A 23432-nucleotide genomic window follows, 5' to 3' on the forward strand; every position below is an offset into this window, starting at 1 on the left:
CTCCCAGATTTGGTTTGTTCATCAGTCGATTTACCCGACATTCGAGTCATTCACAATAACGATGACTACGCCAGTAGCGCTGAATTCGCCGAACAACCCGCGCCACCCGCCACGCTCGTTTAATGCAGTAGCCATAGCCACCGAATACCAGCAAAAACAGCATCAGCATCACGTACTCCGGCACCGCTAAAAACTCACCGGCTATCCCTATCGCTGCCAGCAACGCAGCGGCCAAAGTAATCAACAAGCAGGCCTGCCGCGAAGTAAACCCCGCTCGCATGATCAAATGATGGATATGCTGGCGATCCGGTGAGAACAGGCCGGTGCCTTTATGCAGCCGACGATAGACGATCGCCGCCATATCCATCAATGGAATAGCGATAACCCACAGCGCCGTCACCGGCCGGATGGCATTATCCGGCCCCTGAGAACTCTGCAACAGTAACCAGATAGCCGTAAAACCGATCATGGTGCTGCCTGCATCACCCATGAAGACTTTATAACGTCGCCCCATGAGTTCAAGATTCAACAGAATGTACGGCAGAATGGCGGCGATCATAGCGAAACTCCACAATGCCAGCGCCAAACTACCGTGGTGATAGAGCAAGACGCCTAATCCGGCGAACAGCACGCAGGACAACCCGCCCAGCAAGCCATCAATGCCATCCACCATGTTAAAGGCATTGATGGCCGCCCACACCACAAACAACGTCATCAGATAGCGCACCGGCCCGAGTCCGATATCCCAGAGCGGCCCGAAGATAAAGCCCAAACGCTGTAGCATCAGGCCAGCCAGTGTCATCATCAGAATAGCCACGACCGCCTGGATCGCCGCCCGCACGCCAATGCTGATATCAAAGCGATCATCCAGCACGCCAATCAGCACCAGCATACCCGAGCACATCAGGTAGACGGGGAAATGGGGAATCGGTTCGGAAATGAGCACAGGCAACAGGCAGACGCCAATATAAACAGAAATACCGCCAACCAGCGGCACCACGCCATGATGATGTTTGCGATAGTTTGGCCGGTCAACCAGACCGGTTTTTCTCGCCACATTGCGCGCCAGCAACAGGGAGAAGAAAGAGCACAAAAATACGGCGATTAATTGAGCACTCATCATGATTTATTCACGCTTAACAGTGCCTGAGAATACTACCGGGAATCACGCCAGCAGGTGTTAATTTACCAACTTTTTCAGAAAGTTCCTGCTCGCTCAGGTAACAAAGCGTGATGTTCTCCTGGTGCCTGACACCGCCGAAAGCCAAAAGCTCAGGATGTAATACCACATGCAGAAACAAAAAACGCCACGATATCGTGGCGTTTTAACCAGAGAAACTACCGGTTACGACCGTTTCATCATATCGAAGAATTCGTCGTTGGTTTTAGTCATCGCCAGCTTGTTGATCAGGAACTCCATTGCATCGATTTCGCCCATCGGGTGGATAATCTTGCGCAGGATCCACATCTTCTGCAGTTCCTCAGAGGTGGTCAACAGCTCTTCCTTACGAGTACCGGAGCGGTTGTAGTCGATGGCCGGGAACACACGTTTTTCCGCGATTTTACGAGACAGGTGCAGTTCCATGTTACCGGTGCCCTTGAACTCTTCGTAAATCACTTCGTCCATCTTCGAACCGGTGTCGATCAAGGCCGTAGCGATGATAGTCAGGCTACCGCCTTCCTCAACGTTACGGGCTGCACCGAAGAAGCGCTTCGGACGATGCAACGCGTTGGCGTCAACACCACCGGTCAACACTTTGCCGGAAGCAGGCACCACGGTGTTGTATGCACGCGCCAGACGAGTGATGGAATCCAGCAGGATAATCACGTCTTTCTTGTGCTCAACCAGGCGCTTGGCTTTCTCGATCACCATTTCGGCGACCTGAACGTGACGGGACGCCGGTTCGTCGAAGGTCGATGCCACCACTTCCCCTTTCACCAGACGCTGCATTTCCGTCACTTCTTCCGGACGTTCGTCAATCAGCAGCACCATCAGCACGCAGTCGGGGTGGTTGTAAGCGATGCTCTGAGCAATGTTCTGCAACAGCATGGTCTTACCGGCTTTCGGCGGAGCGACGATCAAGCCACGCTGACCACGGCCGATCGGCGAGGCCAGATCCAGTACGCGAGCCGTCAGGTCTTCGGTGGAACCGTTGCCGCGCTCCATACGCAGACGCGAATTGGCGTGCAGCGGCGTCAGGTTTTCAAACAGGATTTTGCTGCGCGCGTTTTCCGGCTTGTCGTAGTTGACTTCGTTGACCTTCAACAGCGCGAAATAGCGTTCACCTTCTTTCGGAGGACGAATCTTACCGGAAATGGTGTCGCCAGTGCGGAGGTTGAAGCGTCGGATTTGGCTGGGAGAAACGTAGATATCATCAGGGCCGGCGAGGTAGGAGCTGTCTGCGGAGCGGAGGAAACCAAAACCATCCTGCAATATTTCCAGCACACCATCGCCAAAGATGTCTTCACCACTTTTCGCGTGCTGCTTGAGGATAGCGAAAATAATATCCTGTTTACGCATGCGAGCCAGATTCTCCAGCCCCATATTTTCGCCAAGAGTAATTAACTCAGATACTGGCGTATTTTTTAATTCGGTAAGATTCATAATGGTGGGTTCTTAAACTCGGGGTAAATCTCGAACTATTAACGTGAATGGTATGGCAGGAACATCCATGCCGCTTAACAGCCTTCAATCACCAGACATCCGTGTTGCTCAGGCTCAATCGCGCTGACTCTACGCATACACACGGCAAGAGATCGAAGACACCTTAAAACTAATTAATGTAAAACTATCAGATTGCCGACCCGGAGACATACTAACGTGCTATAGCGTAATGATTTCCGACTCTGACACGGGATAAAGCTTTAGATTCTAACTTCAGGCTCAAGCCTAAGGGCTCAAACTATAAGGTAAGTACGATATGCAGTATTGATGAATCTAGCACGCTTCCTGGTGGGCGTCCAGCGGTCAGAATGAGAAAATCTCATCACCGCTGTCGCCCGGGAATTAGAGTGTGTGACAGATTACAGATTGGCGCTCAGGAACTCTTTCAGCTGACCTTTGGACAGTGCACCCACTTTGGTGGCAGCAACTTCGCCATTCTTGAACAGCAGCAGAGTCGGGATACCACGGATACCGTACTTCGGCGCAGTAGCCGGGTTTTCATCAATGTTAAGCTTGGCAACTTGCAGTTTGCCTTCGAACTCATTGGCGATCTCATCCAGAATCGGAGCAATCATTTTACAGGGACCACACCAGTCAGCCCAGAAATCAACCAGTGTTACATGTTCAGACTGCAATACGTCCGTCTCGAAGCTGTCGTCTGTCAGATGAATAATTTTATCGCTCATGTTTTACTCCGCAGGATTATCTCTACCCAGTTGGTGTAGCATTAACCAACTATTAGGTTGACTTTATTTCACTGGATACGCTTTCGTAAAGCAATAGTTAACTGATATTCTACCACGCTATGAGCAAAACACACTTAACCGAACAGAAGTTTTCCGACTTCGCACTGCACCCGCAGGTTATTGAAGCTCTTGAAAATAAAGGCTTTCATAACTGCACGCCCATTCAGGCGCTGGCGTTGCCGCTGACGCTGTCAGGGCGTGACGTGGCGGGCCAGGCGCAAACAGGAACAGGCAAGACGCTGGCGTTTCTGGCGTCTACATTTCATTATTTGCTGACCCACCCCGCACCCGCCGAACGTCAGACTAACCAACCGCGCGCCTTGATCATGGCTCCGACCCGCGAACTGGCGGTGCAGATTCATACCGATGCCGAAGCGCTGGCGAAAGCAACCGGTCTGCGACTGGGGCTGGCATACGGTGGTGATGGCTACGACAAGCAATTAAAAGTGCTGGAAAACGGTGTCGATATTCTGATCGGCACTACCGGCCGTTTAATCGATTACACCAAGCAGAACCACGTCAATATGGGTGCCATTCAGGTAGTGGTGCTGGATGAAGCTGACCGCATGTATGACCTCGGCTTTATCAAAGACATTCGCTGGCTGTTCCGTCGTATGCCACCGGCCAATCAGCGCCTGAACATGCTGTTCTCCGCTACCTTGTCTTACCGTGTACGTGAACTGGCGTTCGAACAGATGAACAACGCCGAGTACGTTGAAGTCGAGCCGGAGCAGAAAACCGGGCATCGCATCAAGGAAGAGCTGTTCTACCCTTCCAATGAAGAAAAGATGCGTCTGCTGCAAACGCTTATCGAGGAAGAGTGGCCGGATCGCAGCATTATTTTCGCCAATACCAAGCACCGCTGTGAAGATATCTGGGGCCACCTGGCTGCGGATGGTCATCGTGTCGGCCTGCTGACCGGCGATGTGGCGCAGAAAAAACGGCTACGCATTCTGGAAGATTTTACCCAGGGTAACCTGGATATCCTGGTGGCGACCGATGTGGCGGCGCGGGGTCTGCATATTCCGTCCGTCACCCACGTATTCAACTACGACCTGCCCGACGATTGCGAAGATTACGTACACCGTATCGGCCGTACTGGTCGCGCAGGTGCCAGCGGCTGTTCAATCAGTCTGGCTTGTGAAGAGTATGCGCTGAATTTACCCGCCATCGAAGACTATATCGGTCATCGTATCCCGGTGAGCAAATATCGCAGTGAGGCGCTGCTGACCGATCTGCCAGTGCCGAAGCGTCTGAGTCGCCCGCGTTCCTCTGGTGGCCCACGTCGCCCTGGAGCACCTCGTCGCAGCGGCGCACCTCGTAACAACCGTAAACGACCAGGTTGAGTTGACGATATGCCAAGCGCCTCTTCGCTTTATGCCGCGATCGATTTAGGGTCTAACAGCTTTCATATGCTGGTAGTACGTGAAGTGGCTGGCAGCGTACAGACGCTGGCACGTATTAAGCGTAAAGTCAGGCTGGCAGCCGGGCTGGATGCCAGCAATCGCCTTTCACCGGAAGCGATGCAACGCGGCTGGCAATGTCTGGCGCTATTTTCTGAACGGTTGCAGGATATTCCACCGCAGCAAGTACGTGTTGTTGCAACGGCGACCTTAAGGCTGGCCACCAACGCTGACGAATTCCTTGAACGAGCCCGTCAGGTGCTGGGTCTGCCTATTCAGATCATCAGCGGTGAAGAAGAAGCACGGCTTATCTATCAAGGTGTTGCCCATACCACCGGCGGGCCGGAGCAACGTCTGGTCGTGGATATCGGTGGCGGCAGCACTGAGCTGGCGACCGGCACCGGGGCCCATCACACCCAACTGTTCAGCCTACCCATGGGGTGCGTTACCTGGCTGGAGCGTTATTTTACCGATCGTGACCTGACGCAGGCGCATTTTGATCGAGCCGAACAGGCCGCCCGCGACATGTTGCGCCCGGTGAAAGACATCCTGCGTCAACAGGGCTGGCAGGTTTGCGTCGGTGCATCCGGCACAGTGCAGGCGCTGCAGGAAATCATGGTGGCGCAGGGGATGGATGAATACATCACCCTCAGTAAACTGCGCCAGTTGAAACAACGCGCGATTCAATGCAGCAAGCTGGAAGAGCTGGAAATTGAAGGGCTGACGCTGGAAAGGGCACTGGTGTTTCCCAGTGGCCTGTCGATTCTACTGGCTGTCTTTCAGGAGTTGGAGATCGACTCCATGACGCTGGCGGGCGGTGCGCTGCGGGAAGGGCTGGTCTACGGTATGCTGCATTTACCGATTGAGCAGGACATTCGTCATCGCACGCTGCACAACCTGCAACGCCGCTACCTGCTGGATAGCGAACAGGCCCAGCGAGTCAGGCTGCTGGCAGACAACTTTCTGCAACAGGTAGCGCGAGACTGGCAGTTGGATAGCCGATGTCGCGAGTTACTGGGCAGTGCCTGCCTGATCCATGAAATCGGCCTGAGCGTTGATTTTCGTCAGGCTCCGTTACATGCGGCCTATCTGGTCCGCAACAGCGATTTACCCGGTTTCACACCGGCCCAGAAGAAGTTGCTGGCGACGCTGATGCAGAACCAAAGCAACACTATCGATCCTATCCCGCTCACCCAACAAAACGCCCTGCCGGTTAATCTGGCGCAGCGGCTTTGCCGCCTGCTGCGTTTGGCGATTATCTTTGCCAGCCGCCGTCGCGACGACACGCTACCGGCTGTCAGGCTAAGGGTCGAAGGGGAAAGTCTGCGTGTCATTCTGCCCGCTGGCTGGCTCGATCAACACCCACTGAGAGCCGAAACGCTGTCACAGGAAAGCCTGTGGCAGAGCTATGTTCACTGGCCGCTCATCATCGAAGAACACGCCATCTGACGGCAAAAAGGGGTAACAATTGGTTACCCCTTTTCTTCCTATCTCCTGATTAATCTGTGATCGCTTCCGGGGAAAAAAGAAATACGACATGTATTTTTATAAAACGTCGTTTCGAAAGGAAACGTATTTCGTCCGGATAAAACACTCATCAATCTAAAAGAGAACTAAGGAACAAGGATGAAGGTCATCACATTTTCACGTCGTTCTGTTCTGGCGTCGATGGTAGCAACATGTCTACTCAGTACGTCTGCACTGGCGGCAACGGCTCAGGCACCGCAAAAACTCCAGATTCCTACACTGTCTTATGACGATCATAGCGTAGCGCTGGTCTGGGACGCGCCAGAAGACACGTCCAACATCACCGATTACCAGATTTATCAAAACGGTCAACTTGTCGGGCTCGCCAGCCAGAATAATGATAAGAACTCACCGGCCAAACCATACATCACCGCGTTTTATAAAAGTGACACCAGCAATTTCCACCACCGAATTGTGGTGCAAAACGCTAAAATCGATGGTCTGAAAGCCAAGACTGACTACCAGTTTACCGTTCGGGCGGTCTATGCCGATGGCACGACGTCAGCCGATAGCAACGCCGTTACCGTCACCACGACAGCGACACCACAGGTGATCAACATCACTCAGTATGGTGCCAAAGGTGATGGCTCCACACTTAATACCAATGCCATTCAGAAAGCCATTGACGCCTGCCAGGTCGGCTGCCGCATTGACGTCCCGGCAGGGGTATTCAAGACTGGCGCACTGTGGCTGAAAAGCGACATGACGCTGAACCTGTTACAGGGTGCCACGCTGCTGGGGTCAGACAACGCGGCGGATTACCCCGACGCCTACAAGATTTACAGCTATTCGTCTCAGATGCGCCCGGCGTCGTTGATCAACGCCATTGATAAAACCAGCTCCGCCGTTGGGACGTTTAAGAACATCCGTATCGTCGGCAAGGGCATCATCGACGGTAACGGCTGGAAACGTAGCGCTGATGCCAAAGATGAACTGGGTAACAGCCTGCCGCAGTACGTGAAGAGCGACAATAGCAAAGTCAGCAAAGACGGTATTCTGGCGAAAAACCAGGTAGCGGCCGCCGTCGCCAACGGCATGGACACCAAAACCGCCTACAGCCAGCGTCGCTCCAGCCTGATCACCCTACGTGGCGTTCAAAACGTTTATGTCGCCGACGTCACCATCCGTAATCCGGCTAACCACGGCATCATGTTTCTGGAAAACCAGAATGTGGTTGAGAACGGTGTGATTCATCAAACCTTCGACGCCAACAACGGCGACGGGGTGGAGTTTGGCAACAGCCAAAACATCATGGTGTTTAACAGCGTGTTTGATACCGGGGACGACAGCATCAATTTTGCCGCCGGTATGGGGCAATCGGCGCAGAATCAGGAACCGTCGCAAAACGCCTGGCTGTTCAATAACTATTTCCGCCACGGTCACGGCGCAGTGGTGCTGGGTAGCCATACCGGTGCAGGTATCGTCGACGTATTGGCGGAAAACAACGTGATAAGTCAGAACGATGTTGGCTTGCGCGCCAAGAGCGCCCCTGCCATCGGTGGTGGTGCGCACGGCATCGTGTTCCGCAACAGCGCGATAAAAAATCTGGCTAAACAGGCAGTGATCGTGACCTTAAGCTACTCGGATAGCAACGGCACCATCGACTATACCCCAGCCAAAGTGCCTGCCCGTTTCTATGACTTTACCGTCAAAAACGTCACCGTGCAGGACAGCACCGGCAAGAGCCCGTCGATTGAAATCACCGGTGACAGCAGCAAAGACATCTGGCATAGCCAGTTTTCGTTCAACAATCTCAAACTCAGCGGCGTGATGCCTACCTCGATAAGCGACCTGAGTGACAGTCAGTTCAACAACATGACGTTCAGTAATCTGCGCAGCGGCTCCTCACCGTGGAAATTCGGTACGGTGAAAAATGTCACCGTGGATGGCAAAACCGTTACGCCCTAACCGGTCGTAAACTCTACGCCGGGCCGCTGCGCCCGGCGTATTTTCTTTCCTCACTCTTTGTCTCTGGCTTTCGCCAACTGGGCGCGCAGGTTAGCCAGATGACTCTGCCCTTTCTGCATCCGCTCCTGCGGACTGGCGACTTTGCGTTCGGTTTCCCACATCACATCGTCCTGCGGTAACTCCAGCAGAAACCGGCTCGGCTCCGGGCGAATCAACTCACCGTACTGCCGCCGCTCGCGGCACAGGGTGAACGTCAGCTCTTTCTGCGCGCGGGTAATGCCCACGTAAGCCAGACGCCGCTCCTCATCGACATTATCCTCGTCGATACTGGTCTGATGCGGCAGCAGCCCCTCTTCCATCCCCACCAGATACACATACGGGAACTCCAGCCCCTTGGAGGCGTGCAACGTCATCAATTGCACCTGATCCAACTCTTCCTCGGCTTCGTTGCGTTCCATCATGTCGCGCAGGGTAAACCGGGTCACCACCTGAGTCAGCGTCATCGGTTCGTCAAGGTCGCTGCCTTCCAGCATTTCCGTCATCCAGGTAAACAGCGTATTGACGTTTTTCATGCGCATTTCCGCCGCTTTGGGGCTCGGCGAGGTTTCGTACAACCAGCTTTCGTAATCCAGCCCGTGGATCAGATCGCGCACCGCCTTCACCGGCTCCTGCTCCGCCAGTCGAGCTATCTCGCCTATCCATTGGGTGAAACGCTGCAATGACTCCAGCCCGCGCCCGCTCAGGGTCTGGCTCAACCCCATGTCGAAGCTGGCGTTAAACAAGCTGCGATTACGCTGATTGGCCCATTCGCCCAGCTTCTGTAGTGTTGCGGGACCGATTTCACGCTTCGGCGTATTGACGATGCGCAGAAACGCGCTGTCGTCTTCGGGGTTGGTCAGCACGCGCAAATAAGCCAGCAAATCCTTGATTTCCGGCCGGGAGAAAAACGACGTACCACCGGAAATGCGATAAGGAATGCGGTTTTGCATCAGCACTTTTTCAAACAACCGTGACTGATGGTTGCCGCGATAGAGAATAGCGTAGTCGCCGTACTGGGTTTTCCGGATGAAGTGATGGGCAATCAGTTCCCCCACCACCCGCTCGGCTTCGTGGTCTTCGTTATTGGCGGTGATGATTTTCAGCTCTTCGCCATAACCCAGTTCGGAGTAAAGCCGCTTTTCGAACACGTGCGGGTTGTTGGCGATGAGGATGTTGGCCGCTTTAAGAATGCGGCCGGACGAGCGGTAATTCTGCTCCAGTTTGATAACCTGCAACTGCGGGAAATCCTGCTGCAACAGCGACAGGTTCTGCGGGCGGGCGCCGCGCCAGGAGTAAATCGACTGGTCGTCATCGCCCACCACGGTAAAACGCGCCCGGCTGCCCACCAGCAGTTTCACCAGTTCGTACTGGCTGGTGTTGGTGTCCTGATATTCGTCCACCAGCAGATAGCGCAGGCGGTTCTGCCAGCGCTCACGCACCTCTTCATTACGTTTGAGCAGCAACGTCGGCAACAGGATCAGGTCATCAAAGTCCAGCACGTTGCAGGCGCGCAGATGCTCGTCATACAAGCGGTAGCAATGCGCGAACAACCGGTCCCGTTCCGAACGCGCCAGCACCGCCGCCTGTGCCGGGTCAATCAGGTCGTTCTTCCAATTGGACAGGGCGGACACCAGTTGTTGCAGCAAGTCTTTGTCATTCTGCAACCATAGCTCGGTCAGTTCTTTCAGCAGCGCCATCTGATCCTGATCGTCAAACAACGAAAAGTTGGATTTCATACCCAGCGCGGCGTATTCGCGCTTGATGATCTCCAGCCCCAACGTATGAAAGGTGGCGATCAGCAGACCGCGGGTTTCCTGACGCCCCAGCGTCTGCGCTACACGCTCCTTCATCTCCCGCGCGGCCTTGTTGGTAAAGGTCACTGCGGCGATATGGCGCGCCTGATAACCGCAGCCGCGGATCAGGTGCGCGATTTTCTGGGTAATCACCCTGGTCTTGCCGGATCCCGCCCCGGCCAATACCAGACAGGGACCGGTCACAAATTCAACGGCGTGTTGTTGGCTGGGATTCATGCGCATGGTGTTTGGTGCTCGACGTTCAAACGGAAAGGGATGATAACAGAAGCGGATTGTAGCAAAAGTCCGGGCCGGGGCGAGGATCAGTTGACCCGATTCTGAACGCGCCCCGCATTCCTTTCATCACAAGGGGGTGCTAGGCTGTGCCTTGCAACATCGGCTTTCCCTTTGCTCAAGGAGCGTATGTACTATGGCAAATACCGCGGCAGCACTGCACATTCTGGTGGATACTGAACAACAGGCCACCGATATTCTGGCTCAACTGGAAAAGGGAGCAGATTTTCAGCAGCTGGCAAAAAAACATTCAACCTGCCCGTCAAAACGTAACGGCGGCGATTTGGGTGAATTCCGCAAAGGCGACATGGTGCCAGATTTTGATAAGGCGGTGTTTTCCTGCGAACTGCTCAAACCCTTCGGCCCGGTCAAAACCCAGTTCGGCTACCACATTATCAAGGTGCTATACCGTAACTAACAGGATTAGAGGCGGCGAGAGCCGTTTTTGAGGCTGTTAACACCTTCATCTTAATTACAGTTGAACGCTTTCTGGCGTCAAAACTGCGCTGAGGTGGACGACTTCGCCGGGTGAGCCGCACGGATGCGGCGAAAGTCCGTGCCGTGCCGGGAGCACGTCACGGGCGGCCCGAATAGCGAAGTCGAACGCCGAAGGGACCGCGTAGCGGCGCAGTTTAGCCATCAGCCAGAGGTCAAGGAGAGGCGGCGTTGAGCCTCTCATTGTCGTGCGTGCGATGAAGTTGCAAGGAATACCTAACGTTATTACGCACGAAATGTTTCACTGTTCTGACATAAATTCGCCGCGAACAAAACGATGAGGCTGTTTCCAGCCTAAAGCATTATCCAATAGTCATCAGGCTGGCGTTGCCGCCAGCTGCGGCGGTGTTGATGCTCAGCGATCGCTCGATCAGCAGCCGTTCCAGCGTAATACCGGTTTCCCCTCGCGCCAGCCCTTGAATACCGACAATCGCACCGTCGCGCTGCGCCAGTTGTTCGCTCAGATGACGCAACTGATCGGCGTCGCCGTGGAAAATCGCGGCGTCAAACCGGCTGTCGTCCGTCACCCCATCACGACAGAACGCCACTCGCGCCTGAACCTCAGCCGGTAATTGACGATGCAACAGCCGCCGTTCGGGCGTATCGATCCACAATGCCCGGCTGCCTGCCGCCAGCACCGCCGCCAGTTGCACCAGCGCGTCATCGTCGTTATCCGCCACACACAGCACCTGCTCGCGCGGCAGCAGCGTATAGGTATCACGCTCGCCGGTAGGGCCGGGCAACACCCGCACAGTGCCGCTCTGCGTTAGCTCGGCATAACGCTGGCAGCATGAAACCAGCGCGTCACGCCGAGCCTGCCGCGCCCAGGCTTCCAACGCCTGTAGTCCCTTTAGCAACAACTGGCGCGCAGCAACATCAGCCGGGTGTTCACTATCCTGGCGGGCCAGTGCCTGTATCACCACATCATCCGGGCGGTGCGACAGCAGCCGACACAGATAAAGCGGCCCGCCCGCTTTCGGTCCAGTGCCGGACAGCCCTTCGCCGCCGAACGGCTGTACGCCGACCACCGCTCCGACCATGTTACGGTTCACGTACAGATTGCCGACCTTCGCCTGGCCGGTTACCCGGTTAATCGTCTCGTCAATACGGGTATGCAGGCCGAGCGTGAGCCCATAACCGGAGGCGTTGATTTGCCCGATAAGCGCATCCAGCTGATTACGGGAGTAACGCACCACGTGCAGCACCGGGCCGAACACCTCCTGCCGCAGCTCTTCCACGCTCTCCAGCTCTATCAATGTCGGCGGTATGAAATGCCCACGCGGCCACTCCTGCTCGTCCTGGCTGTTTGGCCACGCCGCCTGAAACACCGGCCGCCCCTTCGCGCGCAGAGTCTGAATATGGCGCACAATCCGCTGTTTCGCCTCGGCGTCAATCAGCGGCCCGATGTCGGTGGAAAGCCGCTCCGGGTTGCCCATGCGGCACTCCGCCATCGCACCGCGCAACATCGCCAGCGTTTTCTCCGCCACCTCTTCCTGCACGCACAGCAGCCGCAGGGCGGAGCAGCGCTGACCGGCGCTATCGAACGCCGAGGTCACCACATCCGCCACCACCTGTTCGGTAAGCGCTGAAGAATCAACAATCATTGCGTTCATGCCGCCGGTTTCGGCGATAAGCGGCGTGGTGCGCCCCTGCGGATCAAGCCGACCGGCCAGTGTACGCTGCAACTGCGCGGCAACGACGGTAGACCCGGTAAACATCACGCCCCGCACCCGTTCGTCGGCGACCAACGCTGCGCCTACGGTTTCGCCACCGCCCGGCAGCAATTGCAGCGCGCCGACCGGCACCCCGGCATCGTGCAGAATCTGCACCGCCTGCGCGGCAATCAACGGAGTCTGCTCCGCCGGTTTGGCTAGCACGCTGTTGCCCGCCGCCAGTGCCGCCGCTATCTGGCCGGTAAAAATCGCCAGCGGGAAGTTCCACGGGCTGATGCACACCACCGGGCCCAGCGGACGATAGTCATGATTGTTGAACGATTCGCTGACCTGAGCGGCGTAGTAACGCAGGAAATCCACCGCTTCGCGCACCTCTGCCACCGCGTTCGCCAACGTCTTGCCCGCTTCCCGCACCAGCAACCCCAGCAGCTGTTGTTGCTGGCTTTCCAGCAAGTCGGCAGCACGTGACAGAATCGTCGCTCGCTCAGCAGCCGGTGTAGCGAACCAAATATCGCCGGTGCTGACCGCTTGCTCTAACGCCTGCGCAATCACCTGTGGATGCGCCTCACGCACATACCCCACCACATCACGCGGTTCAGCTGGGTTGATCACCGGCCTGCTATCGCCGCTGATGTCCGTGTCCACAGCCAGTATCGGTTGCGCCTGCCATGACCGGGCAGCGCTGGTCAGTAATGCGCTGGACAGCGACGCCAGCCGGTGCTCGCTGGACAAATCCAGCCCACTGGCATTACGCCGCGCCTTGCCATACAACGCGCGCGGCAACGGGATACGCGGATGCGGCTGCCCGACGCGCCCTTCACGCGCCGCCAGCGCTTCCGCTTCGCTTACCGGGTCAGCCACCAGCGTTTCCAGCGCCACCGACGGGTCGGCAATGCGATTAACAAACGAGGTATTGGCGCCGTTTTCCAGCAAACGGCGCACCAGATAGGCCAGCAGCGTTTCATGGGTGCCGACCGGCGCGTAAATCCGGCACGGGCGATTCAGCTTGCCGTCCGACACCTTGCCCACCACCTGCTCATACAGGGGTTCGCCCATGCCGTGCAGGCACTGGAACTCATACTGGCCCGGATAGTAGTTGTTGCCCGCCAGATGGTAGATAGCGCTGAGGGTATGCGCGTTGTGGGTAGCGAACTGAGGGTAGATCAGGTTCGGCACCGCCAGTAATCGGCGAGCGCAGGCCAGATAAGAAACATCGGTGTACAGTTTGCGGGTGTATACCGGATAACCTTCCAGCCCGTCCATCTGTGCACGCTTGATTTCGCTGTCCCAGTAAGCGCCTTTAACCAGCCGAATCATCAACCGCCGCTGGCTGCGGCGCGCCAGATCGATAATCGCGTCAATCACGAATGGACAGCGTTTCTGATAAGCCTGAATCACAAAACCGATGCCGTTCCATCCCGCCAGCCGGGGTTCGAAACACAGGCGCTCCAGTAAATCGAGGGACAGCTCCAGCCGGTCGGCCTCTTCTGCATCGATGTTGATGCCGATATCGTATTGCCGCGCCAGCAGCGTCAGCGATAGCAGGCGCGGATAAAGCTCGTCCATCACCCGTTCGTACTGTGCCCGGCTATAACGCGGATGCAGCGCCGACAGTTTGATGGAGATACCCGGCCCTTCATAAATCCCGCGCCCGCTGGCGGCTTTGCCGATGGCGTGAATCGCCTGCTGGTAGGAGGTTAAATACGCCTCGGCGTCATTGGCGGTCAGCGCCGCCTCGCCCAGCATATCGTAGGAATAACGGAAACCACGCTCTTCCAGCTTGCGGGCATTCGCCAATGCCTCGGCGATAGTTTCCCCGGTCACGAACTGCTCGCCCATCAGCCGCATCGCCATATCCACGCCTTTGCGCACCAGCGGTTCGCCGCTTTTGCTGATGATACGGTTAAGCGCGCCGGACAGATGGGACTCGTTGTGAGTGGCAACCAGCTTACCGGTAACCAGCAGCCCCCAGGCAGCGGCGTTGACGAACAACGAGGCGCTGCGCCCAACGTGCGATTGCCAGTTGCCGTTACTGATTTTGTCGCGAATTAACGCATCCCGTGTGGGTTTGTCTGGTATACGTAGCAGTGCTTCCGCCAGACACATCAACGCCACTCCCTCCTGCGACGACAGCGAAAATTCCTGCAACAGGCTTTGCACCATACCAGCACGCCCACTGCTGTTTTTCTGCCCACGTAGTGTCTCCGCCAGCCCGGCCGCCAGCGTGCTGGCAGCGTGCGACATGGCCTCCGGCATCCGCGCCTGTTCCAACAGCATCGGCACCATTTCCGTCTCCGGCCGCCGGTACGCGGCGGTGATCGCAGAGCGCAGTACCGACTGCGGCAACACCTGCTCAGCGAAGTCTAAAAACGGTTGATGGGTTTCTTCTTGCAGCGATTGCGGCATAATCTCTGCCGCCTCAATCGAGTCCTGCCCGACCAGATGAGGAATTTCAGGGGTGTCCGCACCACTTTCAAGGCGCTCAAGATAGCTGAAAATGGCCTGTTTAATCAGCCAGTGTGGCGTGCGATCAATACGCTGCGCCGCAGCTTTGAGACGCTCGCGTGTGGCCTCATCGAGCTTGACGCCCATCGTGGTGGTGCCCATATCCGCTCCTGTTATGTACCCTAAATAATTCGAGTTGCGGGACAAAACGCTCGCGTTTTGAACAACGCAGTGCGTTGGCCCTTCAGGGCAAGGCTCATTGAGCCTTGTAACGCGGCGACGCAGCGAATCCCCAGGAGCTTACCCAAGTAAGTGACTGGGGTGAGCGACAAATCGGCACTCGCCGATTTGAACGCTGCTTGCAGCGGCCCGTAGGGCGAGGCCCATTTATGGGCCGAGTAAGAAAGCCAACGCACCTGCAACTTGAAGTATGACGGGTATAAGAAAGTTATGTTGGAAAGCAGGACCACTATCAGGCAGGTTGCAACTTTGTGCAACCTTGTTAACAAATTACGCTTTTCACGATATTGCCGCCCGTTTCTCTGATCGGATAGCCGGTTAGTCCGGCGACGCCAGCAAAGGCTTCCTTTGTGCTGGCACGGTCGTCAGAGGAAAGGTGCAACCTGTAGCAATGATATCGAATCCGCGACCGCGCTGAATTGCCGGGCGCAGGATTGAAGGATCTCATCACAATGGAGAACACAATGACGACGATGAGCACACCCTTGCTGGTCACCTTTCTGGTGTACATCTTCGGGATGGTGTTGATCGGCCTGATGGCCTATCGCGCCACCAATAACTTTGGCGACTATATTCTGGGTGGACGCCGCATGGGGAGCGTGGTCACCGCGTTGTCCGCTGGCGCATCCGACATGAGCGGCTGGCTGCTGATGGGGCTGCCAGGCGCGGTGTTTCTGTCTGGCATTTCTGAAAGCTGGATCGCCATCGGCCTGACTATCGGTGCCTATCTGAACTGGACCTGGGTGGCCGGACGCCTGCGGGTGCACACCGAAGTGAACCATAACGCCCTGACGCTACCGGACTATTTCAGCCACCGTTTTGAAGATAAGAGCAAATTGCTGCGGGTAATTTCAGCACTGGTGATTCTGGTGTTCTTCACCATTTATTGCGCTTCCGGCATCGTGGCGGGCGCGCGTTTGTTCGAAAGCACCTTCGGCATGAGCTATGACACGGCGCTGTGGGCTGGTGCGATAGCTACCATCGCCTACACCTTTATCGGCGGCTACCTGGCGGTCAGTTGGACCGACACCGTACAGGCCAGCCTGATGATTTTCGCGCTGATCCTGACGCCAATCATCGTCATTCTGTCGGTAGGCGGTGTAACACCGTCGCTGGCGATAATTGAAGGCAAAAACCCAGCCAATCTGGATATGTTCAAGGGGCTGGATACTGTCGCTATTCTGTCACTGCTGGGTTGGGGGCTGGGCTACTTCGGTCAGCCGCATATTCTGGCGCGATTCATGGCGGCGGACTCACACCACACGATCCGCAATGCCCGCCGTATCAGCATGATCTGGATGGTGCTCTGTCTGGCCGGTGCCGTCACCGTCGGCTTCTTCGGCATCGCCTATTTCACCAGCAATCCGTCCCAGGCAGTTAACGTCAGCCAGAACGGCGAGCGGGTATTCATCGAATTGTCGCGCCTGCTGTTCAATCCGTGGGTTGCAGGTGTGTTGCTGTCAGCTATTCTGGCAGCGGTGATGAGTACGCTGAGCTGCCAGTTGCTGGTCTGCTCCAGCGCCATTACCGAAGACCTGTACAAACCGTTCCTGCGCAAAAACGCCAGTCAGAAAGAGCTGGTGTGGGTCGGCCGTGCGATGGTGCTGCTGGTATCCGTAGTGGCGATTGCACTGGCGGTAAATCCGGAAAACCGGGTGCTGGGGTTGGTCAGTTATGCCTGGGCCGGGTTCGGTGCCGCCTTCGGCCCGGTGATTCTGATTTCCCTGCTGTGGTCACGCATGACACGCAATGGTGCGCTGGTCGGTATGCTGGTCGGTGCCGCCACAGTCATCATCTGGAAACAGTACGGCTGGCTAAATCTGTATGAAATCATCCCCGGCTTCCTGCTGTCTTGCATCGCGATTGTGGTCGTCAGCCTGCTGGGCCGAGCGCCGTCCGCCACCGTGACTGAGCGTTTCCATCAGGCTGAGCGAGAGTTTCACTCTACGCCAGCGGACGCCTGACCCAGACAACAATGCGGCCCGAATCAGCGGGCCGTATTATGGGTGAGTCACGGTAATGCGGGTTTTCAGTGTTTCGTAATCACCGTGAAGCCGAACACGGTTATCCAGCCGGTACACATCGCCGGTCACGTTAATCACCAGTATGCCATCCTGCATACGGATATCCGCATCGCGGCTGTTCGTCTTGAGCACGTCTTTCGCTTCCCCGCCGTTCACGCTGACGGTATACCGATAGACAAATCCCGCTGTTGCCCCGTCGCTGTCGAGCTGGAGAATATTTACCGTGACGTTATCCTCAAGCTGGTATTGTCTCACCAGGCTGTACTCATCGTCAGACCAATAGAGAAAAGCCAAAAGCGTCACGAGCAAAGCAACAACAGCGACGGTCAACCGTGGCGATGAGCAGGGAAACACCTTACTCACTTTAATGATTTGCATAACTCGCCTTCGACATGTGAGGCTGATTAACCGACACTCAGATGCATAAAAAAACGGGACGCTATCTGCGCCCCGTTCTGCTATGCGGTAGGTTTTAGCAACCTTAGCCAGCGACAGCAATACGCTTCATGTCGGTCATGTAGCCACGCAGTTTCTGACCGATGACTTCGATCGGGTGGTTGCGGATAGCGTCGTTCACGTCACGCAGCTGTGCGTTATCTACGCTGGTCGCAGCAACCGGTTTACCCAGGTCGCCCGGCTGCAGGCTGTCCATGAATGCGCCTTTCAGCAACGGAACAGCGGCATTAGCGAACAGGTAGTTACCGTACTCAGCGGTATCGGAGATCACCACGTTCATTTCATACAAACGCTTACGGGCGATGGTGTTGGCGATCAGCGGCAGTTCGTGCAGCGACTCGTAGTAAGCCGATTCTTCGATGATGCCGGAGCTGACCATGGTTTCGAACGCCAGTTCTACACCCGCTTTGACCATCGCGATCATCAGTACGCCGTTGTCGAAGTATTCCTGCTCGCCGATTTTACCGTCAAACTGCGGCGCGTTTTCAAACGCGGTTTTGCCGGTTTCTTCACGCCAGGTCAGCAGTTTCACGTCGTCGTTGGCCCAGTCGGCCATCATGCCGCTGGAGAACGCGCCGGAAATGATGTCGTCCATGTGTTTCTGGAACAACGGTGCCATGATGCCTTTCAGTTGTTCAGACAGCGCGAAAGCGCGCAGTTTAGCCGGGTTGGACAGACGGTCCATCATCAGGGTGATGCCGCCCTGCTTCAGGGCTTCGGTGATGGTTTCCCAGCCGAACTGAATCAATTTTTCCGCGTAAGCCGGGTCAACACCTTCCGCAACCAGCTTGTCGAAGCTCAGCAGCGAACCGGCCTGCAACATACCGCACAGAATGGTCTGCTCGCCCATCAGGTCGGATTTCACTTCCGCCACGAAAGAAGATTCCAGCACGCCTGCACGGTGACCACCGGTTGCCGCCGCCCAGGCCTTGGCGATCGCCATGCCTTCACCTTTCGGGTCATTTTCCGGGTGAACAGCGATCAGTGTCGGTACACCGAAACCACGTTTGTACTCTTCACGCACTTCGGTGCCTGGGCACTTCGGTGCCACCATCACCACGGTGATGTCTTTACGAACCTGCTCGCCCACTTCAACAATGTTGAAACCGTGGGAGTAACCCAGCGCCGCACCCTGTTTCATCAACGGTTGAACTGCCTGTACCACGGCGGAGTGCTGTTTGTCCGGCGTCAGGTTAACCACCAGGTCCGCCTGCGGAATCAGTTCTTCATAGGTGCCGACTTTAAAGCCGTTTTCGGTAGCCTTGCGCCATGACGCACGTTTTTCGGCGATGGCTTCGGCGCGCAGAGCGTAGGCGATATCCAGACCGGAATCACGCATGTTCAGACCCTGGTTCAGACCCTGAGCACCACACCCTACGATGACCACTTTTTTGCCTTTCAGGTAGCTGGCTTCATCGGCGAATTCATCGCGCCCCATAAAACGGCACTTGCCCAGTTGCGCCAGCTGCTGACGCAGGTTCAGTGTATTGAAGTAATTGGCCATGAGGCGTGCTCCATCTGATATTGTGTTTGTGTTTGCTTTATGTTCGGGACAGCGGTAACCACCGCCATCAGCATGTCATTATGATATGACAGGAAATACATTGCTTAAATTGATATATTAACAACGTCACATTGCAAGAATTGCAACATTAAAACGAGACACAGCGCGCATGGACTTACGGGATCTGAAACTTTTTTTGCATCTGGTGGAGAGCCGCCACTTCGGCCGCACTGCCAAGGCGATGCATATCAGCCCTTCCACGCTGTCGCGCCAGATCCAACGGCTGGAAGAAGACATCGGGCAGGCACTGTTTTTGCGCGACAACCGCACAGTACGCCTGACCGATGCCGGTGAGCATCTCAAAACTTTCGCCCAGCAAACCTTGCTGCAATACCAACAACTACGCCTGATTCTGCAACAGCGCGGTCAGTCGCTCTGCGGTGAATTGCGGCTGTTCTGCTCAGTGACCGCCGCTTACAGCCACCTGCCGCCGATTTTGGATCGCTTCCGCGCACGGTATCCGCTGGTAGAAATCAAGCTGACCACCGGTGATGCGGCTGACGCGGTGGACAAGGTACAGTCCAATGATGCCGATCTGGGCATCGCCGGACATCCGGAAACGCTGCCAACCAGCGTGGACTTTATGCCGATCGGCAAGGTGCCGCTGGTGTTGATCATTCCAGCCCTGCCCTGCCCGGTACAAGCACAGGCACTGCTGCCGAACCCAGACTGGTCGCAGATTCCGTTCATCCTGCCGGAACACGGGCCGGTACGGAAAAGAATTGACGTCTGGTTCCGCCGTCAGCACATTACCAATCCCCCCATTTATGCCACGGTGTCCGGCCATGAAGCGATGGTGTCGATGGTGGCGTTAGGCTGTGGTATCGCACTGATTCCTGACGTGGTACTTGAAAACAGTCCGGAACCGGTGCGTAATCGTGTGTCGATATTGGAAGCACAAGCTATGGAACCGTTCGAATTGGGCGTCTGTGTGCAGAAAAAGCGGTTGGACGACCCGCTAATCGCAGCTTTTTGGGAAACCCTACAGGAAAAATGATGAAACGATCGCTTGCTACGTTACTGCTGTCACTGGCTGTGGGTTGCAGCGCGCTCCCGGCACTGGCCGCCAGTTTTCCCTGCCAACAGGCCACCTCGGCGCAGGAGAAACTGATTTGCCAGACGCCAGCGCTCAGCCAGTTGGATGACGAGCTGGCAAAAGAGTGGCAGAAATCACGTGCGTTTCTCACCGGCAACCCCGAACGCGTCGCGCAAGACAAAAATCTGACCCAGTTCCAGCGCGGCTGGCTGTCCAACCGCAATACCTGTCGGGATGAAGCCTGCCTGCGTCAGAGCTATCAGCAGCAGATCAGTCGCCTGCGCTATCTGAATGACGTGACCCAACACACGATGCCGGATGCCATCACCCAGCCACGCCGTAGCAGTTGCTTTGACGGCGACTACAGCTACGAGTACTACTTGCAGTTATCTGCTCAGGAGTACGACGAGCTGAGCGATTACTTCAAAGAAATGTACGATCAGAAAGCACCATACCACCTGGTTAACCTGACGCTGAATACCGAAGACGGTGACATCACCGGCACCGGCTCAGTGGCGTTCCGCTATGCCAACAAACTAGACGACATCACGCTTAGCGCTCGCCAGATGACCGACACGCAAGCCATCGGCCAGACAGAAAGCAGCTTCGGTGGGCAGAAAAAAGTACTGCTGACCTGCGTTGATAACCGGCAGGTACAAATCACCGTGTTTGACGCCGCCGGTGAAAGCTATCTGTTTGATTATTTGATGGTGAAGAGTAAATAACCCTCAGCGGCTAAACCATTTTTCATCCAGAAAGGCGGGGCTGACTTTTTCTGGTTCCGCCGCTTTCTTCATCGCTTCAATCTTCATCAGATAGTGGTACAGCGGCTCCAGCCGGGTAAAGCCTTTCGCCAGCAGCGATGCCAATTCGCCGCTAAACAGTGGTTCCTGATCCTGACGAGTGGTCATGACCGCAAATGATTTACGGTTGTACCAGTGCGCCAACGCTTCCTCCTGCCCCTTAATCAGCGGCCGTTTGTAACTCTCGCCCACCAGCGCAAACTCGCGGCCAAGACAGGATGCGATGTCCAGAAAACCCTGAGGATTGTCGCGCAGCGTCTGCCGGAATAGCTCCATCGTCGTGCGGCTGGCGCTGTAATACCCCAGCCCGTAGCTCCAGTCAGTCGGCGTCAGCTCGAAAAAGTAGACCGGCGCATCAGTCCAGTCTTTGTGGGTGCGCTTGAAGGTGAACCACATTTTGTCGCGATAACGGGATTTGTCGTGGGAAAAGCGGGTGTCGCGGTGAATGCGGGATAACGTTTTGCCAACCGCTGGTTTGGTTTCAAAATGGTCGTCAATCTGCAACATCGGAATCGACAACGACTCGACCAACGCCCGAAACGGCGTCAGTAGCCGGTCGTCATACTCCTGCCGGTGCGTTTCAAACCATTCTTTGCTGTCCTGCTGGCGTACCTGTTGTAAAAACGTCAGCGTCTGAGGCGAAAACCCGTTAAATCCCGTTGCCATGATGAGGTATCCCTGACTGATGAGCCATCAAGCCTACCGCAGCACGCCATAAAATAAAATGCGCCCGGCGGCATAACACCGTCGGGCGCATTCGGTGAGGCTAACCGGTGTTAACCTTGCAGGAAGAAACGAAACGCCGGATTCTGCGTCTCATCGTGGCACTCATACCCCAGCGCCTGCAGATGCTGCTCGAACGCCGGGTCATGCTCGGTGCGTTCAAACCCCGCCAGCACACGACCAAAATCGGTGCCGTGACTGCGGTAATGAAACAACGAGATATTCCAGTGCGTTCCCAGCGTATTGAGAAACTTCAGCAACGCGCCCGGCGACTCTGGGAACTCGAAGCTGTACAGCCGTTCTTTCAGCGGCTTGGACGGCCGTCCGCCGACCATATAGCGTACATGCAGTTTCGCCATCTCGTCGTCGGACAGGTCCACCACCTGATAACCGCCCGTCTGCAACTCCGCCAGAATCTCGTGGCGCTCGGCACTGCCGCGCGTCAGTCGCACACCGACAAAAATACAGGCGTTATCCGCCTCGGCGTAGCGGTAGTTGAACTCGGTAACGGAACGCCCGCCGAGCAACTGGCAGAACTTAAGGAAGCTGCCCTTCTGTTCGGGAATGGTCACCGCCATCAGTGCTTCGCGTTGTTCGCCCAGTTCGCAGCGCTCAGACACGTAACGCAGCCCGTGGAAGTTGACGTTAGCACCAGACAGAATATGCGCCAGCCGTTCGCCCTGAATGTTGTGCTGCTGGATGTATTTTTTCATCCCGGCCAGCGCCAGCGCCCCAGACGGCTCAGCAATCGCGCGCACATCCTCGAACAGATCTTTGACCGCCGCGCAGATAGCGTCGCTGTCGACGGTGATGACATCGTCCAGATACTCCCGGCACAGGCGGAAGGTTTCGTTACCGATGCGTTTCACCGCTACCCCTTCGGCGAACAGCCCAACGCGCGGCAAATCCACCGGCTGGCCTGCGTCCAGCGCTGCCCGCAGGCAGGCGGAGTCTTCCGCTTCCACGCCGATCACCTGAATCTGCGGCATCAATTGCTTGATCAGCACCGCAACGCCCGCGGCCAGACCGCCGCCGCCGACCGGCACGAACACACGGTCCAGATGCGCGTCCTGTTGCAGCAGTTCCATCGCCAGCGTTCCCTGCCCGGCGATCACCGCCGGGTGGTCGAACGGCGGCACAAACGTCATATGCTGCTGTTGTGACAATTCGATCGCCTTGGCTTTGGCTTCATCAAAATTGGCACCGTGCAGCAACACTTCGCCGCCAAAATCACGTGCGGCATCTACTTTGATGTCCGCTGTGGCAACCGGCATCACGATCAAGGCGCGAATGCCGAGACGGCTGGCAGACAGCGCCACACCTTGCGCGTGGTTACCGGCCGAAGCCGTCACCACGCCATGCGACTTCTGTTCATCGCTGAGGCTCGCCATCATGGCGTAAGCACCGCGCAGCTTAAAGCTGTGCACCGGCTGACGATCCTCACGCTTCACCAGAATGACATTGCCCAGCCGTGAGGAAAGTTTATCCATCCGTTCCAGCGGCGTGACCTGCGCCACTTCGTATACCGGTGCGCGCAACACCGCGCGCAGGTACTCTGCACCGCCGGGTTCGGCGGGAAGAGGTAGAGAAACAGCCAT

The 23432-nt window shown here is 56.3% G+C and carries 16 protein-coding genes; 7 read left to right on the plus strand and 9 right to left on the minus strand.

Annotated features, from left to right (window positions below; translation table 11 throughout):
• Positions 1 to 46 precede the first annotated feature (46 nt).
• The 3 genes from wecA to trxA all read right to left on the minus strand — a co-directional run bounded on the left by wecA (position 47) and on the right by trxA (position 3351).
• A complete protein-coding gene (gene wecA, locus OB87_RS10925; RefSeq protein WP_033569476.1) occupies positions 47 to 1120 on the minus strand; it encodes a UDP-N-acetylglucosamine--undecaprenyl-phosphate N-acetylglucosaminephosphotransferase in 1074 nt (357 codons plus the stop codon).
• A 225-nt stretch (positions 1121 to 1345) separates the two neighbouring features.
• On the minus strand, positions 1346 to 2605 hold the full coding sequence (gene rho, locus OB87_RS10930; protein ID WP_012886501.1) for a transcription termination factor Rho: 1260 nt from the start codon (positions 2603 to 2605) through the stop codon (positions 1346 to 1348).
• Positions 2606 to 3024: 419 nt separating this feature from the next.
• Positions 3025 to 3351 (minus strand): thioredoxin TrxA, encoded by a 327-nt coding sequence (gene trxA / locus OB87_RS10935; protein ID WP_033569477.1) that lies wholly within the window; start codon positions 3349 to 3351, stop codon positions 3025 to 3027.
• Positions 3352 to 3470: 119 nt separating this feature from the next.
• Between trxA and rhlB the strand changes: the two genes are divergently transcribed.
• The 3 genes from rhlB to OB87_RS10950 all read left to right on the plus strand — a co-directional run bounded on the left by rhlB (position 3471) and on the right by OB87_RS10950 (position 8249).
• Positions 3471 to 4757, plus strand: coding sequence for an ATP-dependent RNA helicase RhlB (rhlB, locus tag OB87_RS10940; RefSeq protein WP_033569478.1), 1287 nt, complete (start codon positions 3471 to 3473; stop codon positions 4755 to 4757).
• A 9-nt stretch (positions 4758 to 4766) separates the two neighbouring features.
• Positions 4767 to 6263: an exopolyphosphatase gene (gene ppx / locus OB87_RS10945; protein ID WP_033569479.1), complete on the plus strand. Its 1497-nt coding sequence runs from the start codon at positions 4767 to 4769 to the stop codon at positions 6261 to 6263.
• A 177-nt stretch (positions 6264 to 6440) separates the two neighbouring features.
• Positions 6441 to 8249 (plus strand): glycosyl hydrolase family 28 protein, encoded by a 1809-nt coding sequence (locus tag OB87_RS10950; protein WP_033569480.1) that lies wholly within the window; start codon positions 6441 to 6443, stop codon positions 8247 to 8249.
• A 50-nt stretch (positions 8250 to 8299) separates the two neighbouring features.
• Here OB87_RS10950 and rep read toward each other — a convergent pair whose 3' ends face one another.
• Positions 8300 to 10324 (minus strand): DNA helicase Rep, encoded by a 2025-nt coding sequence (gene rep / locus OB87_RS10955; protein ID WP_033569481.1) that lies wholly within the window; start codon positions 10322 to 10324, stop codon positions 8300 to 8302.
• A 187-nt stretch (positions 10325 to 10511) separates the two neighbouring features.
• Here rep and ppiC point away from each other — a divergent pair, with 187 nt between their 5' ends.
• Positions 10512 to 10793: a peptidylprolyl isomerase PpiC gene (gene ppiC, locus OB87_RS10960; RefSeq protein ID WP_012767933.1), complete on the plus strand. Its 282-nt coding sequence runs from the start codon at positions 10512 to 10514 to the stop codon at positions 10791 to 10793.
• 379 nt (positions 10794 to 11172) lie between these two features.
• On the opposite strand, the gene putA is transcribed toward ppiC, so the two are convergent.
• Positions 11173 to 15150: a trifunctional transcriptional regulator/proline dehydrogenase/L-glutamate gamma-semialdehyde dehydrogenase gene (gene putA / locus OB87_RS10965; RefSeq protein ID WP_033569482.1), complete on the minus strand. Its 3978-nt coding sequence runs from the start codon at positions 15148 to 15150 to the stop codon at positions 11173 to 11175.
• Between the two features lie 542 nt (positions 15151 to 15692).
• On the opposite strand from putA, the gene putP reads away from it, so the two are divergent.
• On the plus strand, positions 15693 to 17192 hold the full coding sequence (putP, locus tag OB87_RS10970; RefSeq protein WP_033569483.1) for a sodium/proline symporter PutP: 1500 nt from the start codon (positions 15693 to 15695) through the stop codon (positions 17190 to 17192).
• 36 nt (positions 17193 to 17228) lie between these two features.
• Here putP and OB87_RS10975 read toward each other — a convergent pair whose 3' ends face one another.
• Both OB87_RS10975 and ilvC read right to left on the minus strand, forming a co-directional pair.
• Positions 17229 to 17630 carry a hypothetical protein gene (locus OB87_RS10975; protein ID WP_050515691.1) on the minus strand — a complete coding sequence of 134 codons (402 nt, stop codon included), beginning with the start codon at positions 17628 to 17630 and terminating at the stop codon, positions 17229 to 17231.
• 103 nt (positions 17631 to 17733) lie between these two features.
• Positions 17734 to 19212 carry a ketol-acid reductoisomerase gene (gene ilvC, locus OB87_RS10980; RefSeq protein ID WP_033569484.1) on the minus strand — a complete coding sequence of 493 codons (1479 nt, stop codon included), beginning with the start codon at positions 19210 to 19212 and terminating at the stop codon, positions 17734 to 17736.
• A 169-nt stretch (positions 19213 to 19381) separates the two neighbouring features.
• On the opposite strand from ilvC, the gene ilvY reads away from it, so the two are divergent.
• Both ilvY and OB87_RS10990 read left to right on the plus strand, forming a co-directional pair.
• The gene (gene ilvY, locus OB87_RS10985) at positions 19382 to 20269 is read left to right on the plus strand and encodes an HTH-type transcriptional activator IlvY (protein ID WP_033569485.1); all 888 of its coding nucleotides are present in this window, start codon (positions 19382 to 19384) and stop codon (positions 20267 to 20269) included.
• Entirely contained in the window at positions 20269 to 21033 is a 765-nt protein-coding gene (locus OB87_RS10990) for a lysozyme inhibitor LprI family protein (RefSeq protein WP_033569486.1), read from the plus strand. The genes ilvY and OB87_RS10990 overlap by 1 nt, the downstream gene beginning before the upstream one ends.
• A gap of 3 nt (positions 21034 to 21036) precedes the next feature.
• On the opposite strand, the gene OB87_RS10995 is transcribed toward OB87_RS10990, so the two are convergent.
• Positions 21037 to 21777, minus strand: a complete 741-nt coding sequence (locus OB87_RS10995) for a DUF2461 domain-containing protein (protein ID WP_033569487.1) — start codon at positions 21775 to 21777, stop codon at positions 21037 to 21039.
• A 110-nt stretch (positions 21778 to 21887) separates the two neighbouring features.
• Positions 21888 to 23432 carry a threonine ammonia-lyase, biosynthetic gene (gene ilvA / locus OB87_RS11000; protein ID WP_033569488.1) on the minus strand — a complete coding sequence of 515 codons (1545 nt, stop codon included), beginning with the start codon at positions 23430 to 23432 and terminating at the stop codon, positions 21888 to 21890.

The sequence above is a fragment of the Dickeya undicola genome, assembly GCF_000784735.1.
Classification (GTDB): domain Bacteria; phylum Pseudomonadota; class Gammaproteobacteria; order Enterobacterales; family Enterobacteriaceae; genus Dickeya; species Dickeya undicola.